We start from the raw sequence: 20,318 nt of genomic DNA on the forward strand, positions 1-20,318 counted from the left end.
CGTCGTGATTTACCACTGCATATCGACAGTATTGGCCGTAGGTTAAGGTCCCGGCCAATCGCATGCGCGAATAAGCAAACCGAAGAGAGTTAGCGACTGGGCCGTCTGGCATGGCGCGGCGGTGTGGCGACCGCGTCACCAGGAAACGTTTTAGAACAGTCGTGCGAGCAGGGCGGTCACGGCGGTTTCGACGCGTAGGATACGCTCGCCCAGATGTACACCTTCGAAGCCGAGGGCCGAGAAGCGTTCGACTTCGTAAGGCACGAAGCCACCTTCGGGGCCGACAGCCAACGTGACGGGTTCGTCGAGGCCGCGCGGGCAGGTTTCGGCCATGCCGGGATGAGCGATCAGCGCGCGCCGTCCACTCAACTGCGCGGGTAAGCGATCTTCGATGAAGGGTTTGAAACGCGGCTCGAATGTCACGCATGGCAGGTGCGTGTCGCGTGCCTGCTCGAGCCCGAGGATTAGGTGATGGTGGATCTTTTCGGAAGTAAGTTCCGGCGACTGCCAGTAGCTTTTTTCGACGCGCCGGGTATGCAGCAGGGTAAGCTGTTTCACCCCCAGCGCGGTGACGTGCTCAAGCGTGCGAGCCAGCATGCGTGGACGCGGCAGCGCCAACAGTAGGTGGACCGGTAGCGGTGCAGGGGGTTCGCGATCCAAAGTGACCGTGAAGATCGCGCCCGTGTCATCCAGTGATTGTAGCCTTCCGCGCCCCAGCGCGCCGCCGACCAGCCCCACGCTCAGTTCGTCGCCAGGCACGGCGCGGTGTATGTCGCGCAGGTGGCGTAGGCGTACGGGGTCGCGCAGATGCATGCGCTGGGTATCGAGGCGGTCGTTGTCGTCGAAGAGGATGAGGTTCATGAAAGCTCCGCGAATGGCGCGCGTAGTCTACTATCGTGCCTTTGTGATGTCGTGGGTAGCTTGCGCTGCTCGAATGTCGGTGCACAATGCAATGAAAGCCTCAGTAAGGACTGCGCCGTGCGCGTGATACGCAAATATGCCAATCGTCGTCTCTACGATACTCAGCAGAGCCATTATGTGACGCTGGAGGATTTACGGTGCTTGGTGCTTGATGAAGTTCCGTTTCGTGTAGAGGATGCCAAGAGCGGTGAAGACCTGACCCGACCGATCCTGCTGTCGATCATCACCGAGCAGGAGCAGCGCAACGACAACGATGCCGATGTCTTCTCCAATGCCTTGCTCGAACAATTGATTCGCATTTACGCCATGGGGCAGTCTTTACCGCTGGCCCGTTATCTCGAACAAGGCACGCAACTGATGCTTGAGCAGCAACGCCATATGCAGGATCAGTGGCAACAGGCGATGCGTCACTCGCCGGTGGAAACCATGCAGGAACTGGCCGAGGAAAATCTGCGTTTCTGGCAGCGCATGATGCGTCAGCATCAGACGCCCGACGATGATATGCCAGAACGCTGACGCCTCGCTCTGTCGTGGCGCATGCTTTCTGCCATAATGGTCCGATCTTTTCGTCATAGCTCCATAAGGTCTTATCCAGATGAAGGTTTTGATCATCGGCGGCGGTGGCCGCGAGCACGCACTCGCCTGGAAGGCGGCCCAATCCCCACGTGTCGACGCCGTTTTCGTGGCGCCGGGCAACGCCGGCACGGCGCGCGAGTCAAAACTCACCAACGTGGATATCGCCGCCACGGACATTGCCGGCCTGGAGGCGTTCGCGCGTGACAATGGCGTGGAGCTGACCATTGTCGGTCCCGAGGCACCGCTGGTCGAAGGCGTGGTTGATCGTTTCCGGGCGGCGGAGCTGGCGATCTTCGGTCCGACCCAGGCCGCTGCCCAATTGGAAGGTTCCAAGGCCTTTGCCAAGGATTTTCTCGCCCGCCATGCGATCCCCACCGCGGACTACGCCACTTTCAGCGAGGTTGAACCGGCGCTGGCCTATGTGCGCGAGCAGGGCGCCCCGATCGTCATCAAGGCCGACGGGCTTGCCGCCGGCAAGGGAGTGATCGTGGCCATGACGCTGGAGGAAGCCGACGCGGCGGTGCGTGACATTCTAGCCGGTAATGCCTTCGGCGATGCCGGCGCGCGGGTAGTGATCGAAGAATTTCTAGAAGGCGAGGAGGCTAGCTTCATCGTCATGGTGGATGGTGAACATGTGCTCCCCATGGCCACCAGTCAGGACCACAAGCGTGCCGGCGATGGCGATACTGGCCCCAATACCGGCGGCATGGGCGCCTATTCGCCGGCGCCTGTCGTCACTCCGGCGGTCGAGCAGCGCATCATGGATGAGGTCATCCTGCCAACCGTACGTGGCATGGCGGCCGAAGGACGGCCCTACACCGGTTTTCTGTATGCCGGGCTGATGATTTCGCCACAAGGCGCGCCCAAGGTGATCGAGTACAACTGCCGGTTCGGCGACCCGGAAACCCAGCCCATTCTGTTGCGCTTGAAGTCGGACCTGGTGGCGCTGTGCCTGGCAGCGACCCAAGGGCAGCTCGCGGCCCAGCAATGCGATTGGGACACTCGCGCGGCAGTAGGCGTGGTCATGGCGGCTGGTGGCTATCCCGGCGACTATCGCAAGGGCGATGTCATAGAAGGCTTGGACGGGGCCGAGGCCGTAGGCTGCAAGGTGTTCCACGCCGGTACTGCCATGCGCGACGATGGGCGGGTCGTGACCAGTGGTGGCCGCGTACTATGTGTCACGGCCTTGGGAGCACGCGTCACGGTGGCGCGCGAGCATGCCTACGAAGGGGTGGCGGCGATCGACTGGCAAGAGGCATTGTACCGCCGTGACATCGCCCATCGCGCGGTGGCCCGTGAGCGCGATGACGCCAACGCATGAGGCGTTCGGTATGCCGCTCTACCAACGATAAGCGACGAGCAGGGTAATACGACATGGAAGCTGTACGATCGAGCAGTGCCGAGCGCGCGGCCAGCATGCGCCGAATGTCGAGAGCTTCGCGAATCGGAGAGATGCGCCATGTCGCGTGAGTACCCGATCATCGCGGTAACCGGTTCCTCCGGAGCCGGCACCACGACCGTCAAGCGCACATTCGAGCGGATGTTCGCGCGCGAGGACATTCATGCGGCGTTTGTCGACGGCGATGCCTTTCATCGTTATACACGCGATGAGCTGGCGCGCATCTTCGAGGAGGAGCCTAGCCGCAAGTCCGAACTCTCGCATTTTGCGGTGGAAGCCAACCTGCTCGATCGTCTTGAGGGCTTGTTTCAGGAATACGGCGACCTAGGCATGGGCATGCATCGTCATTATATTCATGCCGAGGACAAGCGGCATATCGAGGCCGGGTATCAGGTGGGCACGTTCACCGAGTGGGAGCCGGTGCCCGGCGGCACCGACCTGCTATTTTACGAAGGTCTGCATGGTGGGCTGGTGACGCATGAATACGATATCGCCAAGCATGTCGATCTACTGGTCGGCGTAGCGCCGACGATGAATCTCGAGTGGATCCAGAAGATTCACCGTGACACCAATCTGCGTGGTCATTCCCAGGAGTCGGTGATCGATACCATTCTGGGGCGCATGCACGACTATGTGCGCTATATTCAGCCGCAGTTCTCGCGTAGCCACATCAACTTTCAGCGTGTGCCGACGGTGGATACGTCTAACCCTTTTGAGGTGCAGGACATTCCCACCGATGCCGAGTCCATGGTGGTTATTCGCTTTCGCGACCCGCATTCGGTGGATTTTCCGTATCTACTGACCATGATTCGCGACTCCTTCATGACGCGCCCACATACCTTGGTCGTACCAGGCGCGCGCATGTCGCTGGCCATGGATTTGATTCTGGCGCCGCTGGTGACGCAGTTGTTGGATCAGCGCCGCTTCCGCTAGGGAGCTGTGTCTACATCGATACGAAGAGGAAGGCTCATGGATTGTCTGTTCTGCAAAATGGTCGACCGCGATATCGAGCCGGATATCGCCTACGAGGATGATCACGTATTGGCGTTTCACGACGTCAATCCTCAGGCACCCACGCATATTCTGATCATCCCCAAGAAGCACATCGCCACGCTCAACGATATCGAAGAGGGCGATCTGGCGTTGGTCGGGCGGTTACAGCATACCGCCGCACGCTTGGCGCGGGATCTCGGTTTTGCCGAGGACGGTTATCGCGTGGTGATGAATTGCAATGACCATGGCGGCCAGTCGGTCTATCATGTGCATATGCATTTGATGGGCGGTCGTCGCTTCACTTGGCCAGCGGGCTGACCGTAACGCGCCAGCATCTTGCGCGTTTCTTCCCAGCGATGGACGCATCGATGCTACCGGGCCGCTCGCACCTCGAGTGGCCCGGTTCACGATGGGCGCGCTTTCCACACTCCGCTTCGTTGCATGGAGACTCCTACATGTCCCGTCAGCTATCCCGCACCGATAACTTGATCCAGCAGTTCGATACCATCCTGCGCACGCTGGTGCCGCACGCCGCCAGCGCTTCACGTGCCAACCCCGCCGTGGGCACGCAGGATGCCGACATGACCGACGCCGAGCGTCGCCATGCTGCGGGGCTGATGCGCATCAATCATACCGGTGAGGTGTGCGCTCAGGCGCTCTATCAGGGCCAGGGGGCAACCGCCAAGCTGCATGAGACGCGCGAGCAAATGGAGCGGGCGGCGGCCGAGGAAATCGATCATCTTGCCTGGTGCGATGAACGCCTGCGCGAGCTCAATGACCGGACCAGCTATCTCAACCCGGCGTTCTACGCGGCGTCTTTCGGCATGGGCGCGTTGGCCGGCAAGCTGGGTGACAACATCAGCCTGGGATTCGTCGCTGCCACCGAAGAACAAGTCGGCCGTCATCTCGATGATCACATGCACAAGCTGCCGGTGGGCGATCGCCGCTCGCGAGCGATACTCGAGCAGGTGCGCACCGACGAGGCGCACCACGAACGCTGGGCGCTGGAGGCGGGTGGCTCGCGCTTTCCTGCTCCTCTCAAGTTCGGCATGCGGATGATGTCGCAGGTGATGACCCGATCAGTTTATAAGCTATAAGCTCAACGCCGGAAGCTAGAAGACGTCCCAAAAAGAGCCCCCATCCGGGTCAGGCCAAGGTGGGGGCGCTTTTTATTGCAGCTTCAAACTGACGGCTCAGGGCTTAGCCGCGAAACGGTAGGTCAGTCGAGGTTGCGGGAATAGAAGATTTCCAGCATTTCCTTACGTAGCCGATCCTCGATATTGCGGGCTTCTTCGAAGGTGAGGTCGCGGCGCGTGCTGCCGAACAGATAGTTGTCGAGTTCGAAGTCTTTCAGCAACATCTTGGTGTGGAACATGTTCTCCTGATAGACGTTGACGTCGACCATCTGATACGCGCGCTTGGTGTCTTCCGCCAGGTAGTCCTGGATGGAGGTGATGTCATGATCGATGAACAGTTTGCGGCCGTCGACGTCGCGCGTGAAGCCGCGCACGCGATAATCCGTGGTCACGATGTCGGAATCGAAACTATGGATGAGATAGTTCAGCGCCTTGAGCGGGCTGATCATGCCGCAGGTGGACACATCGATGTCCAGTCGAAAGGTGCTGATGCCGTTGTCCGGATGCGACTCCGGATAGGTATGCACCGTGACGTGACTCTTGTCGAGATGCCCGAGTACGGTTTCGGGTAACGGCCCCGGGCCCGGCTCGATATGCTCGGGATCGTGCTCATCGAGTTCGTGCTCGGCGATGAGGATGGTCACGCTGGCACCGTGTGGCTCGTAATCCTGGCGCGAGATGTTGAGCACGTGCGCACCGATGATATTGGTGACGTCCTTGAGTATCTGTGTCAGGCGTTCGGCGTTGTAAAGCTCGTCGATGTAATCGATGTAAGCCTTGCGCTGCTCTTCCGTCTTGGCATAGCAGATATCATAGATATTGAAGCTCAGCGAGCTGGTCAGGTTGTTGAACCCGTGGAGTCGGAGATTATCGGTCACGTCCGAGCCTCCCAGTTGGCAGGTTGGTACTGAACCCGACGAACAGGCGCCGGAACCCGAGCAGATGCGTATGAAGGAAGGCGCGTATTATGCACATCCGCCGTGACCGGCGCATCTGTCGATTGCAAAATCTTCCACGCCGCCATGCTCACCACTTCGCCATGCACGAGCTGCACCGGGCATTTCATGCCTCAACGTCGGCGATCTCGTAGGAGTGCGTCATCTCGACGCCGCCGCGCGCGAGCATGATGGACGCGCTGCAATACTTATCGGCGGAGAGTTCCACCGCGCGTTTGACCTGGGCTTCCTTGAGGCCGTGCCCCGTCACTTTGAAATGCACATGGATTTTGGTGAACACAGAGGGCGTGCCCTCGGCGCGTTCGGCCTCGACGCTCGCCACGCAGTCGGTCACGGAGGCACGCGCCTTTTCGAGAATCTGCATGACGTCGAACGAGGTGCAGCCGCCCAGGCCCATGAGCATCATTTCCATGGGGCGTGCACCGGTGTTGCGACCGCCGTGCTCGGGGTTGCCATCGATAACCACACTATGGCCACTGCCGGCCTCGGCGATGAACTGACGGCCATCGGTCCACTTGATGCTGGCTTTCATGGGCTGGAATTCCTCATCTGTCTGCGTGTGCCACGCGCCTGGAGCGTGGCCTGAAAACGTTGCATGGTAACGGGATTGGTGTGTCTGTGTCGCCTCTCGCCGCGAGCGCAGCGATGGTCATTCACTCAATGTGGGGATGCCTGCGGCCGATCTCAAATGCCGCGCAGATGGGCGTCCAGCGCCTCGAGGCGCTCGGGGGTGCCAACATCAACCCAGCCACCGCGATGATGAGTGCCGCCGGTACGCCCTGCCGTGATCGCCTCACGGAGCAGGGGCGCCAGCTTGGCGGGCGAGTCGTCAGGCAGTGAGGCGACGAGCGCGGGGTCGAGTATCGCCAGCCCCGCGTAGGTCAGCCGGGGCGTGCTTTCGAGCCGCACGCGTCCCGCATCGTCGAGGGCAAAGTCGCCCTCGGCGTGATGGTCGGGATTGTCGACCAGTATCAGATGTGCGAGGTCGCCCTTTAGCTCGGGAAGCGTTTCTAGAGCGACATCGCACCAGACGTCGCCGTTGATGAGGAGAAAGGGCGCGTCGCCCAACAGGGGCAGTGCGTGGCGAATGCCGCCTGCCGTCTCGAGGGGCGTCGCTTCGTGGCTGAAGGCGAGCGATACACCGAAGCGTTGGCCGTCGCCGAGCGCCTCGACGATCTGCTCGGCGCGGTAGCTGACGTTGATCACGACGTCGGTGATGCCCGCTGCCGCCAGACGCTCAAGATGGTGCACGATCAACGGCTTGTCGGCGACCGGCAGCAGCGGTTTGGGACAATGATCGGTGAGGGGACGCATTCGCGTACCTAGGCCAGCGGCGAGGATCATGGCCTTCATGAAATACGCTCCTCCAGGGGATGGTCGATGCCTCGGTGGTCAAGTTCGCGGCACAGCGCGGGGGTGAAGGTGGTGTCTATCCAGGTGAGAAATTCGCCGTACGCGGGTACTGCCGCGAGCCCTTGCCGCAGATGCGTCAGGAAGTGCGGCAGACGCTCCAGATAGCGCGGCTTGGCGTCGCGCAACGTCAGGCGACAGAAAATCCCCAGCACCTTGAGCGAGCGCTGCACACCCATGGCCTCGACCTGGCGATAAAAGATGGCGGCGTCGATGGGTGGCAGTCGCCCATCCTCCTGTGCGCGTCGGCGGAAATTCTCGATGAAGTCGGCCATGCGCTCTTGTGGCCACAAGCGATAGCGTCCGCGGAGCAGCGATACCAGGTCGTAGCTGATCGGTCCGTTGACCGCATCCTGGAAGTCAATGAGCCACAGTGTGTCCTCGTGCAGCATCAGGTTCATGGCATCGAAGTCGCGGTGAACGGCGACCCGGGGTTGAACGAGGGCGCTGTCGATGAGTGACTCGCGCAGAGCGGGCCAACTGGGCGGTGCGGGAAGGTCGAGAAGCTTCGTGAGACACCACTCGGGGAACAGGTCCAGTTCACGCGCTAGCAGGGCATGGTCATACTCGGGCAGGCCGCTGCAGGGTGCTTGGCGCTGCAGGCATTGCAGTAGATGTAGGGCACGTTCAAACCAGGTGAGGGCATCGGTATCGCTCCCCAAGTGACGATGCATGACGTCGTCGCCCAAATCCTCAAGCTCGACGAAGCCGGCCTCGAGATCGATGGCATACAGGGCAGGAACCGGTAGCCGGGCCGCACGCCAGGCGCGGGCGATATCCACGAACGCTTGGCTGTTCTCGTGCTCGGGTGGGGCATCCATCAGTACGCGCTGGGTCCCGTCGGGCAGACGGAAACGGTAGTAATGGCGGAAGCTGGCATCGCCGGCGACGTCTTCCAGCGGGCAGGCGTCGACGGGCAGGGCGTGTTGCCGGGCGATCCAGCGTTGCAGGGTTTCCGAGCGCTCGTTCATGCAGGCTCCTCGTGGGTTGCGTGTTGACGGGCCTGGTTCGCCGCCGCATGCTGGGCGTCGATTCCCTGGCGCGTCCTTCACTCGTCGCGCATCGCCGACGCTCATGGCGCCGCGTGATACGTCTGCGCGCCGCACTTGGTGTGTCTTCGCAAGGCAGACGCACGCGACAGGGGCTGTATAATACCGATTCCACTCGGCAAGGACACAGAGGACCATGGGCAAGCGATTCTTCTGGACTGCCCTCTCAGGCTTGATGACCGCCGCTGCCCACGCGGCGCCTCCCGCTCCCCTGCCCGCGCAGCAGCTGGACTGGCAGCCTTGGGGCGATAGCGCGCCGCAAGGCGCATTGTGTAGCGGACGCTACGTCGAGCCGGGCTATCAGTTGCCCGCTGGCGATACGCCTCAGCAGATCCGCACGGATTCGGCTGAAGCGGCCTATGGTGACGATGGCGGTACCATGCTGTCCGGTGAGGTAGCACTGCGGCGTGGCGAGACGCAACTCGAATCGCCGCGCGTGCGTGTCAACGCCGCGCGCGATCGCGCCTTCGCCGAGGGTCCGACGGCAGTTCGCAATCCAGGGCTGCTGGTGCGCGGCGGCGATGCCAGCATGGCGCTGGATAGCGACGCCGCCCAAATCGACAATGCACATTACGTTATCCACGATCAGCGCTTGCGTGGCGACGCCATTGAACTTCAACGCCTGGCCGACGGCCGCTATCGCCTCGACGATGCCAGCTTCACCACCTGTGAACCGGGTAATCGCCTGTGGCGCATGGTGGGCAGCGACGTGACTCTGGATCGTGAAGAGGGCTTCGGTACCGCGACCAATGCACGCTTGGAGATGGGTGACGTGCCGGTATTCTACTGGCCATGGGTGCGCTTCCCCATCGACGACCGTCGGCAGAGCGGTTTTCTATGGCCGACGCTGGGCTTTTCGGGCGATGGACTCGACTACACCCAGCCCTACTATCTCAACTTGGCGCCCAATTACGATGCCACTTTATCACCGCGCTGGATGAGCGAGCATGGTGCCATGCTGGGCGGTGAGTTTCGTTACTTGTTCGGTAACGATCAAGGGACGGTCGAAGGCGCCTATTTGGCCAGCGACCGGGGCGGCGCAAGCGACAACCCCAACGATCCCGATGACGCCTTCGAGGACGAGGCGCGCTGGTACATCGATTATCAACATGCGGGACGCTTCTCGTCGCAGTTGGATTATCAACTGGCCTATGGTGCGGCGAGCGACGGGCGCTACTTCGATGATTTCGGCCGCAATTTCGCCGAGCAGGATACCGACCACCTGGCGCGTCTGGCGCGCATGACGTATCGCGGCGATACCTGGCGCCTCGATGCGCGTGCCCAAGGTTATCAAAAGCTCGACTACCCGCTCGATGAGGATGACAAGCCATTCTATCGGCTGCCCAGCCTGAGCGCGGATGCCCGCTGGAGCCAGGACAGCGGCTTCTACCAGGAGTGGAATTCCAACGCGACCTACTTCTGGCGCGATCTCCATGGTGTCGACAGCCAGGGGGTCTGGACGGATGAGGAAACCGGTAACCGGCGTAGAATTCCGCTGCGTGAGGCCGCCAATGGCTCACGCGTGCACTTGACGCCGGCGCTGGGGTGGCGCGCCGATCCCAGTTGGGGGTTTTTCGAGCCCCGCGCGCAGCTTTGGCAGTCGAGCTATCAACTCGATTACGGTAATCGGCAAACCGACCGCGACGAGGATCCTTCCTTGGTGGCACCGGTGTTGTCGATGGATTCAGGGCTGATCTTCGAGCGCGATGCCTCACTGTTCGGCACCGATTGGCGCCAGACCCTGGAGCCGCGACTCTATTACGCCTATGTGCCTGAACGTGACCAGAGCGACCTCCCCGACTTCGACACCAGCGAGCGTGCCGTCTCCTGGGGGCAACTGTGGTCGCCTTACCGCTTTTCCGGCGCCGACCGCCTGGGCGATGTCAACAAACTGTCCTATGGCGCGTCCACTCGCTTTTTGGAAGACGACACCGGACGCGAACGCCTGTCGCTTTCGGTGGGGCAGAGCAGTTACTTCTCCGATCGCAACATCGACATGAACGGCGACCCCGACACATTGCCGGACCGCGAGCGCAATTATCAGGACTGGTACAACGCCACGCGGGACCGTTCGCCGGTAATCACGGAGTTGGAGTGGCAGATGACCGAACGCTGGCGTAGCCGCTATTCCTGGTTCTACGATCCCGATCGGAGCATGACCGAGAAAGCCTCGGCGTATCTGCAGTATAAGGATCCCGCCGGCCACGTATTGAACCTTGGCTACAATTGGCAACTCGAAGGGTTCCAGCCGCAGGACGATGCCGAGGATCGTCTGGGCTACAATCGCGAGGATTACGATGTGTCCTTCGCGTACCAAGCGACGCCGAGTCTGGATTTGATAGGTCGTTTCTTGTATGACAACACCAACGACCGCGCCCTGGAGCAATTGGCGGGTGTCCAGTTCAACGACTGTTGCTCCGCGGTACAACTCGTCTGGCGCGAGTGGGTCGAAGACAATGACACTGCCAATACCATCGATGACGACTACACGGATCGCGGACTGTTCCTGCGCTTCGTGTTCAAGGGCTTGGGTGGCGTTGGCCAGGAAGCCGATAGTTACTTCGAGGAAGCCATCCCCGGTTATCGGGCGACTACCTTCTAAGCCACACTGGCATCTATTCACCGCCGGTTCAGGCATGCACCGGCGACAAGACAGTAACGTAGAGAGGACTTCATGCGCTTGAGATCGTTCGCCTCCCTGGGCTTCATGCTACTGATGGTGTTGACGCCACTGGTGGCGCTGGCACAGCCCCAGCCGCTGGATCGCATCGTGGCGGTCGTCAACAAGGATGCGATCATGCAGAGCCAGCTCGAGGATCGCGTTGCCCAGGTAAGTCAGCAGATGGCCAGCCGCAATGTGCCCGTGCCGGACAAGGAAGACCTGCGCCGCCAGGTGCTCGACCGCATGATTGTCGAGCAGATCCAGCTGCAGATGGCTGATCGCGCCAATGTGAGCATCGACGATACGCAGCTCAATGCCGCCGTGCGCGATATTGCCGAGAATAATGACATGTCACTGGATGAGTTCGCCGACTCGCTTGAGGCAGACGGCATGTCATTGGCGGCGGTACGCGAACAAGTACGCCGCGAAATGCTGCTGCGCCAAGTGCAGCAGAGCCAGGTGGCCAGCCGCGTCAACGTTACCGATCGTGAAGTGGATCGCTACCTCGAGCAGCAAGGTGAATCTTCCAATACGGCTTATCATCTGGCGCACATTCTCGTCTCGCTACCCGAGTCGCCCACGCCTGAGCAGGTCGAGCAGGCGCAGGCCGAGGCCCGCGATCTGTATCGCCGGCTACAAGATGGCGCCGACTTCCAGCAACTCGCCACGGCGGATTCCGATGGCGAACAGGCGCTTTCCGGTGGTGATCTGGGTTGGCGCCGTGGTGACCAGTTGCCAACGATCTTTGCCGATGTGGTGCCCCAACTCGCCGACGGCGAAGTCAGCGAGCCGGTACGTAGCCCTAGCGGTTTCCACTTGGTCAAGCGCATCGAGACGCGTGGTGGCCAGGGCGAACAAAAGACGGTGATTACCGAGAACCAAGTGCGTCATATTCTGATTGGCACCAACCCGAATCGTAACGACGAACAGGCCGAGGCACTGGCCGAGGACATTCGTCAACGGATCGCGGGGGGCGAGAGCTTTGCCGAGCTGGCGCAGCAGTACAGCGACGACGATGGTAGCGCCCTCGATGGCGGTGAGTTGGGCTGGGTGCGTCCCGGGCAAATGGTGCCGGCGTTCGAGGATGCCGTAAGCGACATGGACGTCGGCGAGCTGTCTCAGCCGGTGCGTTCGCGCTTTGGTTATCATGTGATCGAGCTCGAAGATCGTCGTCAGAAGGACGTGACGCGTGACGCCCAGCGTGAGCAAGTCCGTCAGACCCTGTTCCAGCGCAAGGTGAACGACGAACTCGAAGCCTGGACGCAAGAAATCCGTTCCGGCGCGTATATCGATAACCGCCTGGAAGACGGCCAGCAGTGATGACGTCTTCTCCGGTGCTAGCATTGACCACCGGTGAGCCGGCGGGGATCGGTCCGGATTTGACGCTGGCGCTGGCGGAGGTCTGGCAGGATTACGAGACGCGCCTCGTTGCCATCGGCGATCCCGATTTGTTGGCTGAGCGCGCCGCGCACTTGGCGTTGGCGGTGCGTATCGTCCCGCTGGCCGACGGAGCGCCGGTACCTGCGCCGCGTGATGGTGTTTTGCCGGTGTGGCCGGTGCGGCTGCGAGCCCCCTGCGAGGCTGGCCAACTCGATCCCGCCAACGCCGCCTATGTACTCGAAACGCTGGATGTCGCTATTGCAGCATGCCGCGATGGTCATGCCGATGCCATGGTCACCGCGCCCTTACACAAGGGCGCGATCATCGAGGGTGGTTATCCGGGCTTTACCGGCCACACTGAATACCTGCGCGATGCCTGTGGCGTCGAAGCGGTAGTGATGATGCTGTCCACTGAGCGCACCGAGCCACCCTTGCGCGTGGCGCTGGCGACGACGCATCTCCCCCTGCGGGCGGTGGCCGATGCCATCGATGCCGATAGTTTGCGCCGCGTGACAACGATTCTGGACGCGGATCTACGTCGCTACTTCGGCATCGCGCGGCCGCGTATCCTGGTTTGCGGTCTCAATCCGCATGCCGGCGAGGAGGGGCATCTGGGTGTCGAAGAGCGTGATATCATCGCGCCGGCGCTGGCCGAGCTACGCCGTGATGGACTGGATCTCGTCGGTCCCTTGCCCGCCGATACGTTGTTCACGCCGCATCACCTGAACAACGCCGATGCCGTGCTCGCCATGTATCACGATCAGGGCTTGCCGGTACTGAAATATGCCGGTTTTGGCGAAGCCGCCAACGTGACGCTGGGGCTGCCGTTGATTCGCACCTCAGTCGATCACGGTACGGCGCTCGACTTGGCCGCGAGTGGCCAGGCAGACGCCGGTAGCTTGCGGGTGGCGCTCGACGTCGCCGCCAAGATGGCCCGCAGCGGCCATGTCGCACCTGAATGAATGCCCGATTGCCCCAAGGAATACGCCACGTCCATGTCCAATCACCCCCCGGTCCACCAGGCCCGTAAACGCTTCGGCCAGAACTTCTTGCGTGATCCCGGCGTTATCGCGCGCATCGTGCATGCCATCGCGCCGAGGTCCGATCAGCGCTTGATTGAAATCGGCCCAGGGCAAGGCGCGTTGACGGAACCCTTGTTGGATGCCGCTGGCGCGCTGGAGGTTATCGAGCTGGATCGTGACTTGATTCCGGGGCTGCGCGTGCAGTTCTTCAATTATCCGGCGTTCGCCATCCACGAAGGGGATGCGCTCAAGTTTGATTTCGCCGCGCTCGCTGCGGAAGGGGAAACGCCCGGCAAGCCGCTACGAGTCATCGGCAACCTGCCTTACAACATCTCCACACCGCTGATCTTCCATCTGTTGACGGCGCGCGACGTTATCGCTGACATGCATTTCATGCTGCAAAGGGAGGTCGTCGAACGTCTGGCGGCGACACCGGGCAGCTCGGCATGGGGACGCCTGTCGGTGATGGCGCAGTATTATTGCCAGGTGGACAATTTGTTCGTGGTGCCACCGGAAGCCTTTACGCCGCGTCCCAAGGTCGAATCGGCGATCGTGCGCCTGGTACCACACGCCGAGCCGCCGCATGTCGCGCATGACGAAGCATTGTTTGGCGAGATCGTGCGCGAAGCCTTTGGCCAACGTCGCAAGACGCTGCGTAACAACTTCAAGGGGCGCCTCGATGACGCGGCCTGGGACGTGTTGGAGATAGATGCGGGGCGCCGCCCGCAGACACTGCACGTCGGAGAATTGGTGCGTATTGCCAACCATGTCGCGGGAGCGACGCCATGAGTGAAGTGGCCGCCGATATACAGGTGGAGGTCGAGCCTGCCTATCAGGCAAGTGAGTCCGTCCCCGCCGAGCAGCGTTATGTGTTCAGTTATACGATTACCGTGCATAACCGCTCGATGCGCTCGATCCAACTGCTGGCACGCCATTGGCAGATCACTCAGAGCAGCGGCCAGGTGCAGGAGGTGCGCGGCAAGGGGGTTATCGGGCAGCAGCCATTGATTGGCCCCGGTCAGCGTTTTCGCTATACCAGCCGTGCAGTGCTCGATGGTCCGGTGGGCGTCATGGAAGGGAGTTACACCTGCCTGGACACGACTGAGCAGCGTGCCTTCGAGGTCCCCATCGCGGCCTTCCGTCTTGCGGGGCCTAACCAGATACACTGAGTATGGTTGGGAGAGGATATGTCGACATATGCTATCGGTGACTTGCAGGGTTGCTATGCGGAGTTCGCGGCGTTGCTCGAGCGGATCGCCTTCGACCCACGGCGCGACCGCCTGTGGCTAGTGGGCGACCTGGTCAACCGCGGGCCAGGATCGCTCGATTGCCTACGCGCCGTGAAGGCGCTGGGTGACAGCGCCCGGGTCGTGCTGGGCAACCACGACTTGCATTTGCTGGCAGCGGCCTGGGCCGATGCGCCTCTCAAGCGTTCCGATACGCTGCAGCCGATTCTCGAGGCCGATGACCGCGACGAGCTGCTCGATTGGCTGCGTCGCCAGCCGCTGCTGGTGCATGATGCCGCGCTCGACGCGGTCATGGTGCATGCCGGATTGCCGCCACATTGGTCGCTGAAGCAGGCGCGCGACTACGCTGCCGAGGTCGAGGCGGTGTTGCGTGGCGATGCGGTGGGCGGTTTCCTGGCATCGATGTACGGCAATTCGCCAGCGCGTTGGACGGACGACCTTGAGGGAATCGAGCGCCTACGGGTGATCGTTAATACCTTCACGCGCATGCGTTTCATCGCCGCCGACGGCACGCTCGACTTCGACGCCAAGGAAGGCTTGGATAGTGCACCAGAGGGTTTCGCGCCCTGGTTCACCTATACGCGTAATGATGATCCACGTATCGTCTTCGGTCACTGGGCGGCGCTTCAGGGCAAGACCCCCGACGCGCGTGTGCGTGCCCTGGCGCTGGACACCGGCTGCGTGTGGGGTGGCGAGCTGACTGCGGTCGATCTGGAAAACGGCGAGCGCTACGTCGAGCCGGCCCATCCGCGGCGTTGATCCCAACTCTGCCAAGGAGCATTTCCATGTCCCACGATAGAAGCTTTACTCATCTTGCCCCGACCACGTTGGCCCAATGGCTCGAGAGTGCCCATGAGCTGACGCTGGTCGATATCCGCGACCCGTTGAGTTATTCACAAGGGCATATTCCCGGCAGCCATCACCTCGATAACGCCAGCGTGGCGGAATTGTTCGAGCGCGCACCGCGTGAACGCCCCATGGTGGTTGTCTGCTATCACGGCCATTCCAGCCAGCAGGCGGCTACCTGGCTGGCAGCCCAGGGCTTTAGCGATGTCTATAGTCTGGACGGTGGCTTCACCGACTGGGCGGCGCGTCATCCCGAGCAGGTCGAGAGCTGAGCCGATGAACGCGCCTCGCGATGTGCTCGAAGGCTTCGTCGTCTACCGAGTAGGCGGGGCGGTGCGCGATGCGCGTCTGGGTTGGCCAGTCACCGATGAAGACTGGGTGGTGGTCGGCGCCACGCCGAAAGAACTCACTGCGCGGGGATTCATTCCGGTGGGGCGCGACTTTCCGGTCTTCCTGCACCCGGTGACCCATGAGGAGTACGCCCTGGCGCGTACCGAGCGCAAACAGGGCCACGGCTATACTGGGTTCGTGGTTCACGCCAGCCCCGAGGTGACCCTCGAGGAAGATCTGGCGCGCCGTGACCTGACCATCAACGCCATGGCGGAAGACTCTGAGGGACATCTGGTCGATCCTTTCCAGGGTGCGCGGGATCTCGACGCGCGCGTGCTGCGTCATGTCTCCGAAGCGTTCGTCGAAGACCCCTTGCGTGTGCTGCGCACGGCGCGCTTTTGGGCGCGCTACCGGGATCTGGGCTTCGTTATCGCCGATGACACGAAGCGCCTGATGCGTCGACTATGCGACAGCGGCGAAATCGGTCACCTCGTCGCCGAGCGTGTCTGGCAGGAGACCGTCAAAGCGCTGGCTGAGCCGCGTCCCATCGCCTACTTCCGGGCACTGCAAGAGTGCGGGGCCCTGGCCGTATGGATGCCGGAACTGAATGCCGACGCTGCTCTCGACCTTGGCGAACAAGCCATGGCGACACTGCCTGCCAGCGATGATCCTGCGATGTGGCGTTGGGCACGGTTGCTCGAAGCACTGGCCGACGATGTGCGTGAGGCCTTGTGCGAGCGTCTGCGCGTGCCCAATGCGTGGCGCGACCTGGCCCGTCAGGTAGCACGTACCCGGGCGTTGCGGCAGAAGTACGATGATGCCGGGCTGACGGGTGCTGACGTGATGGCCTGGTTCGATGCCATCGATGCCTGGCGGCGGTCCGAACGCATCGCGACGCTGCAACGTTATCTGGCGCTGGAAGCCCCGGACTTGGGCAGGCTCGTCGAGGTTGCCTGGGGGGTAGCGAGCGAGATCGAACCGCGCACGTTGCTCGAGGAAGGTTATCGCGGCAAGGCGTTAGGCGAAGCGCTGGCGCAACGTCGCCTGGACAGTATCGAGAACGCGATCAAGCTGTAGTCCTGGGTACGATCGAGATGCGCGCAACGGGAAGATAAAACCGCGATATGCAAACGCAGAAGGGGCCACCAAGGCCCCTTCTGCGTTTTTATGCGATGCGTGGCGCGAAGTTACACGAACAGCCCGATGATCAGCGCGGCCACCAAACCCACCAGCCCGATCAGGGTTTCCATCACTGTCCAGCTCTTCAGGGTCTGTGCCTCGGTCAGGCCAAAGTAACGGTTGACCAGCCAGAAACCGGAGTCGTTGACGTGACTGAGTACCGTGGCGCCAGAAGCGATGGCGATCACGATCAAGCCAAGCACCGGACCTTCCAGCCCCAGCGTGGAGATCAAGGGCGCCATCAGTCCGGCGGCCGTGATCATTGCCACGGTGGCGGAGCCTTGGACCACACGCACGGCGGTGGAAATCAAGAAGGCGAGCAGAATCGGCGGCAGGGCGCTGTCAGCCATCAACTGCCCCATTACATCGCCGACGCCGGAGTCGATCAGCATCTGCTTGAAGACGCCGCCGGCGCCGGTGACGAGGATGATGATACCGGCCGGTTCGAGCGCCTTGGTGGCGACTTCCATGACGTTCTCGCGACTCATGCCACGGCGTGTACCCAGGAACACGAACGACAGCAGTGTCGCCAGCGTCAGCGCCACGAAGGGATGACCCACGAACGCCAAGGTGGTGACGACCGGATTATCGTCGGCCAGTACCGCACCAGAGACGGTGTTGAGCACGATCAGGACCAGTGGCAGCAGAATGATGGCGAGGATCAGCTTGAAGCTCGGCAACCCAGTGCTGTAGATCTCATCTTTGGGCAGCTCCATGTAGTCAGGAATGCCAGCGTCGATATGCTTGGCGATATAGCGGCCGAAGATCGGCCCCGCGATGATCATGGCCGGCAGCCCCGCCATGGCCCCGAAGAGAATGACATAGCCCAGATCGGCGCCAATCAGTTCCGCCACGGCAATCGGTCCCGGCGTCGGGGGAATGAACGAATGGGTAACTGCAAGCCCGGCGAGAAGCGGGATACCATAGTAAAGCAGGGAGCGCCCAGTGCGGCGGGTCAGGGCATAGACCAGCGGCACCAGAATGATGAAGGCGACATCCAGAAACACCGGAATCGCCACCAGAAAACCGGTGACCCCCATGGCCCATTGCGAGCGGTTTTCCCCGAAGCGATTGAGCAACGTGCTGGCCAGGCGATCGACCCCGCCGGAGACTTCCAGCATTTTGCCGAACATCGCGCCAAGACCGACGACGGTCGCGACGAAGCCGAGTGTGCCCCCCATGCCGTCCTGTACGGATTGAAGAATGGCATCGAGATCCATGCCCGTGGTGAGGCCGACGATCAGGCTGACGGTCAATAGCGCGACGAAGGCATGTAGGCGCAGGCGCATGACCAGATACAACAGCAATATGATGCCGCCCAGCGCGGAAAGGAGCAGGGTGGTGGCGTTATCCATGTGAACGAAACCTCTGTTGGAGGCGCGACCGGCAACAGGAAGGATGCGGCGATGGTCGCGTTGTGCCTTGGCGTCGGATTTAAGAAAATGCATGTTACCGGTAACATTCCATGCGCAACAATGCTCCGAAAGGCGAATAGAGAAACGAGGAAAGATGAATATGGACGAATCGACGAGCAATCCGCAGCGGATCATCGTCATGGGTGTGTCGGGCTGCGGTAAGACCTCGGTCGGTGAGCGCTTGGCCGAAGCGCTCGATGGGCGTTTTATCGACGGTGACACGTATCATTCGGCGACCAGCGTAGCCAAGATGTCTCGCGGGGAACCGCTCAACGACGATGATCGTGCTGGCTGGCTGACGCGTTTGTCCGAGCTGGTGCGGGAAGGGCGCGATAACCAGGAAACCGTGGTGATTGGTTGTTCGGCGCTCAAGCGTGAGTATCGCGACTTGTTGCGTGGCGGCGATGATGCGCTTTGCTTCGTGCATCTAACCGGTACGCGCGACGTGCTGCTGGAGCGCCTGAAGGCGCGTCAGGATCACTTCTTCAAGGGTGAAGCCATGCTCGATAGTCAGCTAGCCACACTCGAGTCCCCGGGAAAAGACGAAGCGGTTACCGTTAACATCGATGCGTCGCTGGACGATGTCGTCGCGCTCAGCGTGCAGGGTGTGTCGCGGCGTGGTACCCAACACGCCTCGTGAGCGAAGCGTGTCGTCAGGTACCCAACACGCCTCGTGAGCGAAGCGTGTCGTCAGGTACTTTGACGCAAAGCGATGTCGAAGCCCATGTCATGGCGAGAAGGATTGCGCGGGGCTCCTTGCAAGCGCTCGACGATCAGGCGCGCGGCCTGTTCGCCAATGGCGCGACGAGGTGTGATGACGGTGGTGAGCGTCGGCCAGGTCGCATCGGTGATGTCGAGGCCGTTGAAGCCCGCCAGGGCTAACTGCCCGGGCACATCGAGACGCCGCCGCTGACATTCGAACAAGGCCCCTGCCGCCAGGTCATCGTTACAACAGAACACGGCATCCATGTCCGGCCAGCGTTCAAGCATGGCGGAAAGCAGTTCTCCGCCAAGGCGATAGGACGAGGGGCGCGGTGTCGTTTGGCAGCGCTGCGTCGAAAGCCCCGCCGCTTTCAAGGCATCTTCCCAGCCGGCCAGCCGCTGCTGCACTCGGTAATCGAGTCGTGCGCCGCAGAATCCGATACGCCGATAGCCGGCAGTGATCAAGGCCTCCCCGATGGCACGCCCCGCCACGCGTTGATCGAGGCCGACGTTGATGTCGAGCGGATTATCGGTCAGCTCCATGGTTTCCACCACCGGTAGATGCGCACGATTCAGAAGGCGCTGAGCATGATCGGTATGCCGGGTGCTGGAGAGCACGAAGCCGTCGACGCCGTAGGCGAGGAACGTATCGATCAGTCGCTCTTCTTCGAGGATCGAGTACCCGGTGTGGCCCATGAGCACCTGATAGCCTGCCTCGCGTAGCCCTTCATCGACGCCACGCTGGACTTCGGAGAACACCGAGTTGGAAATCGACGGTACCAGCAATGCTACGCTCAGGCTGCGTCCGCTGGAGAGCGCCCCGGCTTGGCGATTGGGAATGTAATCCAGCACCTCGATGGCTTCTTCGATGCGCAGTCTGACCGTTTCGGAGACGCGCTGCGGCTCGCGCAGGCAACGCGAGACCGTGACTTTGCTGACGCCGACACGTTCGGCAATATCCTGAAGCGTGACGCGACCCGTTGAACGACGCGGCATGTGTGTCCCCATCTCCTTGTTATGTTATGCCGCAATGTTAGCGGTAACGTTCTCGGAGATTAGCACCCTCGTCTGGACATGACTGTTGGGCCATGGTCG

The 20,318-nt window shown here is 61.6% G+C and carries 21 protein-coding genes; 14 read left to right on the forward strand and 7 right to left on the reverse strand.

Translation table 11 applies throughout. The features are described 5' to 3' along the window. Positions 1–150: 150 nt before the first annotated feature. Positions 151–861, reverse strand: coding sequence for a 16S rRNA (uracil(1498)-N(3))-methyltransferase (locus tag LUN51_RS09550; RefSeq protein WP_246894328.1), 711 nt, complete (start codon positions 859–861; stop codon positions 151–153). Positions 862–978: 117 nt separating this feature from the next. Here LUN51_RS09550 and phaR point away from each other — a divergent pair, with 117 nt between their 5' ends. The 5 genes from phaR (at position 979) to coq7 (ending at position 4,986) form a co-directional block, all read left to right on the forward strand. After that, on the forward strand, positions 979–1,437 hold the full coding sequence (gene phaR, locus LUN51_RS09555) for a polyhydroxyalkanoate synthesis repressor PhaR (protein WP_246894327.1): 459 nt from the start codon (positions 979–981) through the stop codon (positions 1,435–1,437). 79 nt (positions 1,438–1,516) lie between these two features. Further along, positions 1,517–2,818, forward strand: a complete 1,302-nt coding sequence (gene purD, locus LUN51_RS09560; protein WP_277811072.1) for a phosphoribosylamine--glycine ligase — start codon at positions 1,517–1,519, stop codon at positions 2,816–2,818. 138 nt (positions 2,819–2,956) lie between these two features. Beyond that, positions 2,957–3,829 (forward strand): phosphoribulokinase, encoded by an 873-nt coding sequence (locus tag LUN51_RS09565; protein WP_040244488.1) that lies wholly within the window; start codon positions 2,957–2,959, stop codon positions 3,827–3,829. A 36-nt stretch (positions 3,830–3,865) separates the two neighbouring features. Continuing rightward, on the forward strand, positions 3,866–4,207 hold the full coding sequence (locus tag LUN51_RS09570; RefSeq protein WP_277811073.1) for a histidine triad nucleotide-binding protein: 342 nt from the start codon (positions 3,866–3,868) through the stop codon (positions 4,205–4,207). Between the two features lie 137 nt (positions 4,208–4,344). Continuing rightward, positions 4,345–4,986 carry a 2-polyprenyl-3-methyl-6-methoxy-1,4-benzoquinone monooxygenase gene (gene coq7, locus LUN51_RS09575; protein WP_277811074.1) on the forward strand — a complete coding sequence of 214 codons (642 nt, stop codon included), beginning with the start codon at positions 4,345–4,347 and terminating at the stop codon, positions 4,984–4,986. 122 nt (positions 4,987–5,108) lie between these two features. Here the strand turns inward: coq7 and speD are convergent, their stop codons facing one another. From speD to LUN51_RS09595, 4 genes are all read right to left on the reverse strand, one after another. After that, on the reverse strand, positions 5,109–5,903 hold the full coding sequence (speD, locus tag LUN51_RS09580; RefSeq protein WP_040244482.1) for an adenosylmethionine decarboxylase: 795 nt from the start codon (positions 5,901–5,903) through the stop codon (positions 5,109–5,111). 184 nt (positions 5,904–6,087) lie between these two features. Further along, complete coding sequence (locus tag LUN51_RS09585; protein ID WP_097022742.1) at positions 6,088–6,513, reverse strand: OsmC family protein; 426 nt, start codon at positions 6,511–6,513, stop codon at positions 6,088–6,090. A 152-nt stretch (positions 6,514–6,665) separates the two neighbouring features. Beyond that, positions 6,666–7,334, reverse strand: coding sequence for an N-acetylmuramate alpha-1-phosphate uridylyltransferase MurU (gene murU / locus LUN51_RS09590; protein ID WP_277811075.1), 669 nt, complete (start codon positions 7,332–7,334; stop codon positions 6,666–6,668). Beyond that, positions 7,331–8,362 carry an aminoglycoside phosphotransferase family protein gene (locus tag LUN51_RS09595; protein ID WP_277811076.1) on the reverse strand — a complete coding sequence of 344 codons (1,032 nt, stop codon included), beginning with the start codon at positions 8,360–8,362 and terminating at the stop codon, positions 7,331–7,333. Before LUN51_RS09595 ends, murU begins: the two co-directional genes overlap by 4 nt. A gap of 214 nt (positions 8,363–8,576) precedes the next feature. Here LUN51_RS09595 and LUN51_RS09600 point away from each other — a divergent pair, with 214 nt between their 5' ends. The 8 genes from LUN51_RS09600 (at position 8,577) to LUN51_RS09635 (ending at position 17,004) form a co-directional block, all read left to right on the forward strand. After that, positions 8,577–11,042 carry an LPS-assembly protein LptD gene (locus LUN51_RS09600; protein WP_277811077.1) on the forward strand — a complete coding sequence of 822 codons (2,466 nt, stop codon included), beginning with the start codon at positions 8,577–8,579 and terminating at the stop codon, positions 11,040–11,042. A gap of 72 nt (positions 11,043–11,114) precedes the next feature. Further along, a complete protein-coding gene (locus tag LUN51_RS09605; RefSeq protein WP_246939695.1) occupies positions 11,115–12,422 on the forward strand; it encodes a peptidylprolyl isomerase in 1,308 nt (435 codons plus the stop codon). Continuing rightward, on the forward strand, positions 12,422–13,444 hold the full coding sequence (gene pdxA / locus LUN51_RS09610; protein ID WP_277811078.1) for a 4-hydroxythreonine-4-phosphate dehydrogenase PdxA: 1,023 nt from the start codon (positions 12,422–12,424) through the stop codon (positions 13,442–13,444). Before LUN51_RS09605 ends, pdxA begins: the two co-directional genes overlap by 1 nt. A gap of 33 nt (positions 13,445–13,477) precedes the next feature. Next, positions 13,478–14,293, forward strand: coding sequence for a 16S rRNA (adenine(1518)-N(6)/adenine(1519)-N(6))-dimethyltransferase RsmA (gene rsmA / locus LUN51_RS09615; protein WP_277811079.1), 816 nt, complete (start codon positions 13,478–13,480; stop codon positions 14,291–14,293). Next, positions 14,290–14,673, forward strand: a complete 384-nt coding sequence (gene apaG / locus LUN51_RS09620; protein WP_277811080.1) for a Co2+/Mg2+ efflux protein ApaG — start codon at positions 14,290–14,292, stop codon at positions 14,671–14,673. Before rsmA ends, apaG begins: the two co-directional genes overlap by 4 nt. Before the next feature lie 18 nt (positions 14,674–14,691). Continuing rightward, positions 14,692–15,510 (forward strand): symmetrical bis(5'-nucleosyl)-tetraphosphatase, encoded by an 819-nt coding sequence (locus LUN51_RS09625; protein WP_277811081.1) that lies wholly within the window; start codon positions 14,692–14,694, stop codon positions 15,508–15,510. Positions 15,511–15,536: 26 nt separating this feature from the next. Then, positions 15,537–15,869, forward strand: coding sequence for a thiosulfate sulfurtransferase GlpE (gene glpE, locus LUN51_RS09630; RefSeq protein WP_246894318.1), 333 nt, complete (start codon positions 15,537–15,539; stop codon positions 15,867–15,869). Positions 15,870–15,873: 4 nt separating this feature from the next. After that, positions 15,874–17,004 (forward strand): polynucleotide adenylyltransferase, encoded by a 1,131-nt coding sequence (locus LUN51_RS09635; RefSeq protein ID WP_277811082.1) that lies wholly within the window; start codon positions 15,874–15,876, stop codon positions 17,002–17,004. Between the two features lie 110 nt (positions 17,005–17,114). On the opposite strand, the gene LUN51_RS09640 is transcribed toward LUN51_RS09635, so the two are convergent. Next, on the reverse strand, positions 17,115–18,461 hold the full coding sequence (locus tag LUN51_RS09640) for a gluconate:H+ symporter (protein WP_277811083.1): 1,347 nt from the start codon (positions 18,459–18,461) through the stop codon (positions 17,115–17,117). Between the two features lie 160 nt (positions 18,462–18,621). On the opposite strand from LUN51_RS09640, the gene LUN51_RS09645 reads away from it, so the two are divergent. Beyond that, positions 18,622–19,161, forward strand: a complete 540-nt coding sequence (locus tag LUN51_RS09645; RefSeq protein WP_246894316.1) for a gluconokinase — start codon at positions 18,622–18,624, stop codon at positions 19,159–19,161. 50 nt (positions 19,162–19,211) lie between these two features. On the opposite strand, the gene LUN51_RS09650 is transcribed toward LUN51_RS09645, so the two are convergent. Beyond that, positions 19,212–20,219 carry a LacI family DNA-binding transcriptional regulator gene (locus tag LUN51_RS09650; protein ID WP_277811084.1) on the reverse strand — a complete coding sequence of 336 codons (1,008 nt, stop codon included), beginning with the start codon at positions 20,217–20,219 and terminating at the stop codon, positions 19,212–19,214. Between the last annotated feature and the right edge of the window lie 99 nt (positions 20,220–20,318).

Source organism: Chromohalobacter canadensis (assembly GCF_029544075.1).
Classification (GTDB): domain Bacteria; phylum Pseudomonadota; class Gammaproteobacteria; order Pseudomonadales; family Halomonadaceae; genus Chromohalobacter; species Chromohalobacter canadensis_A.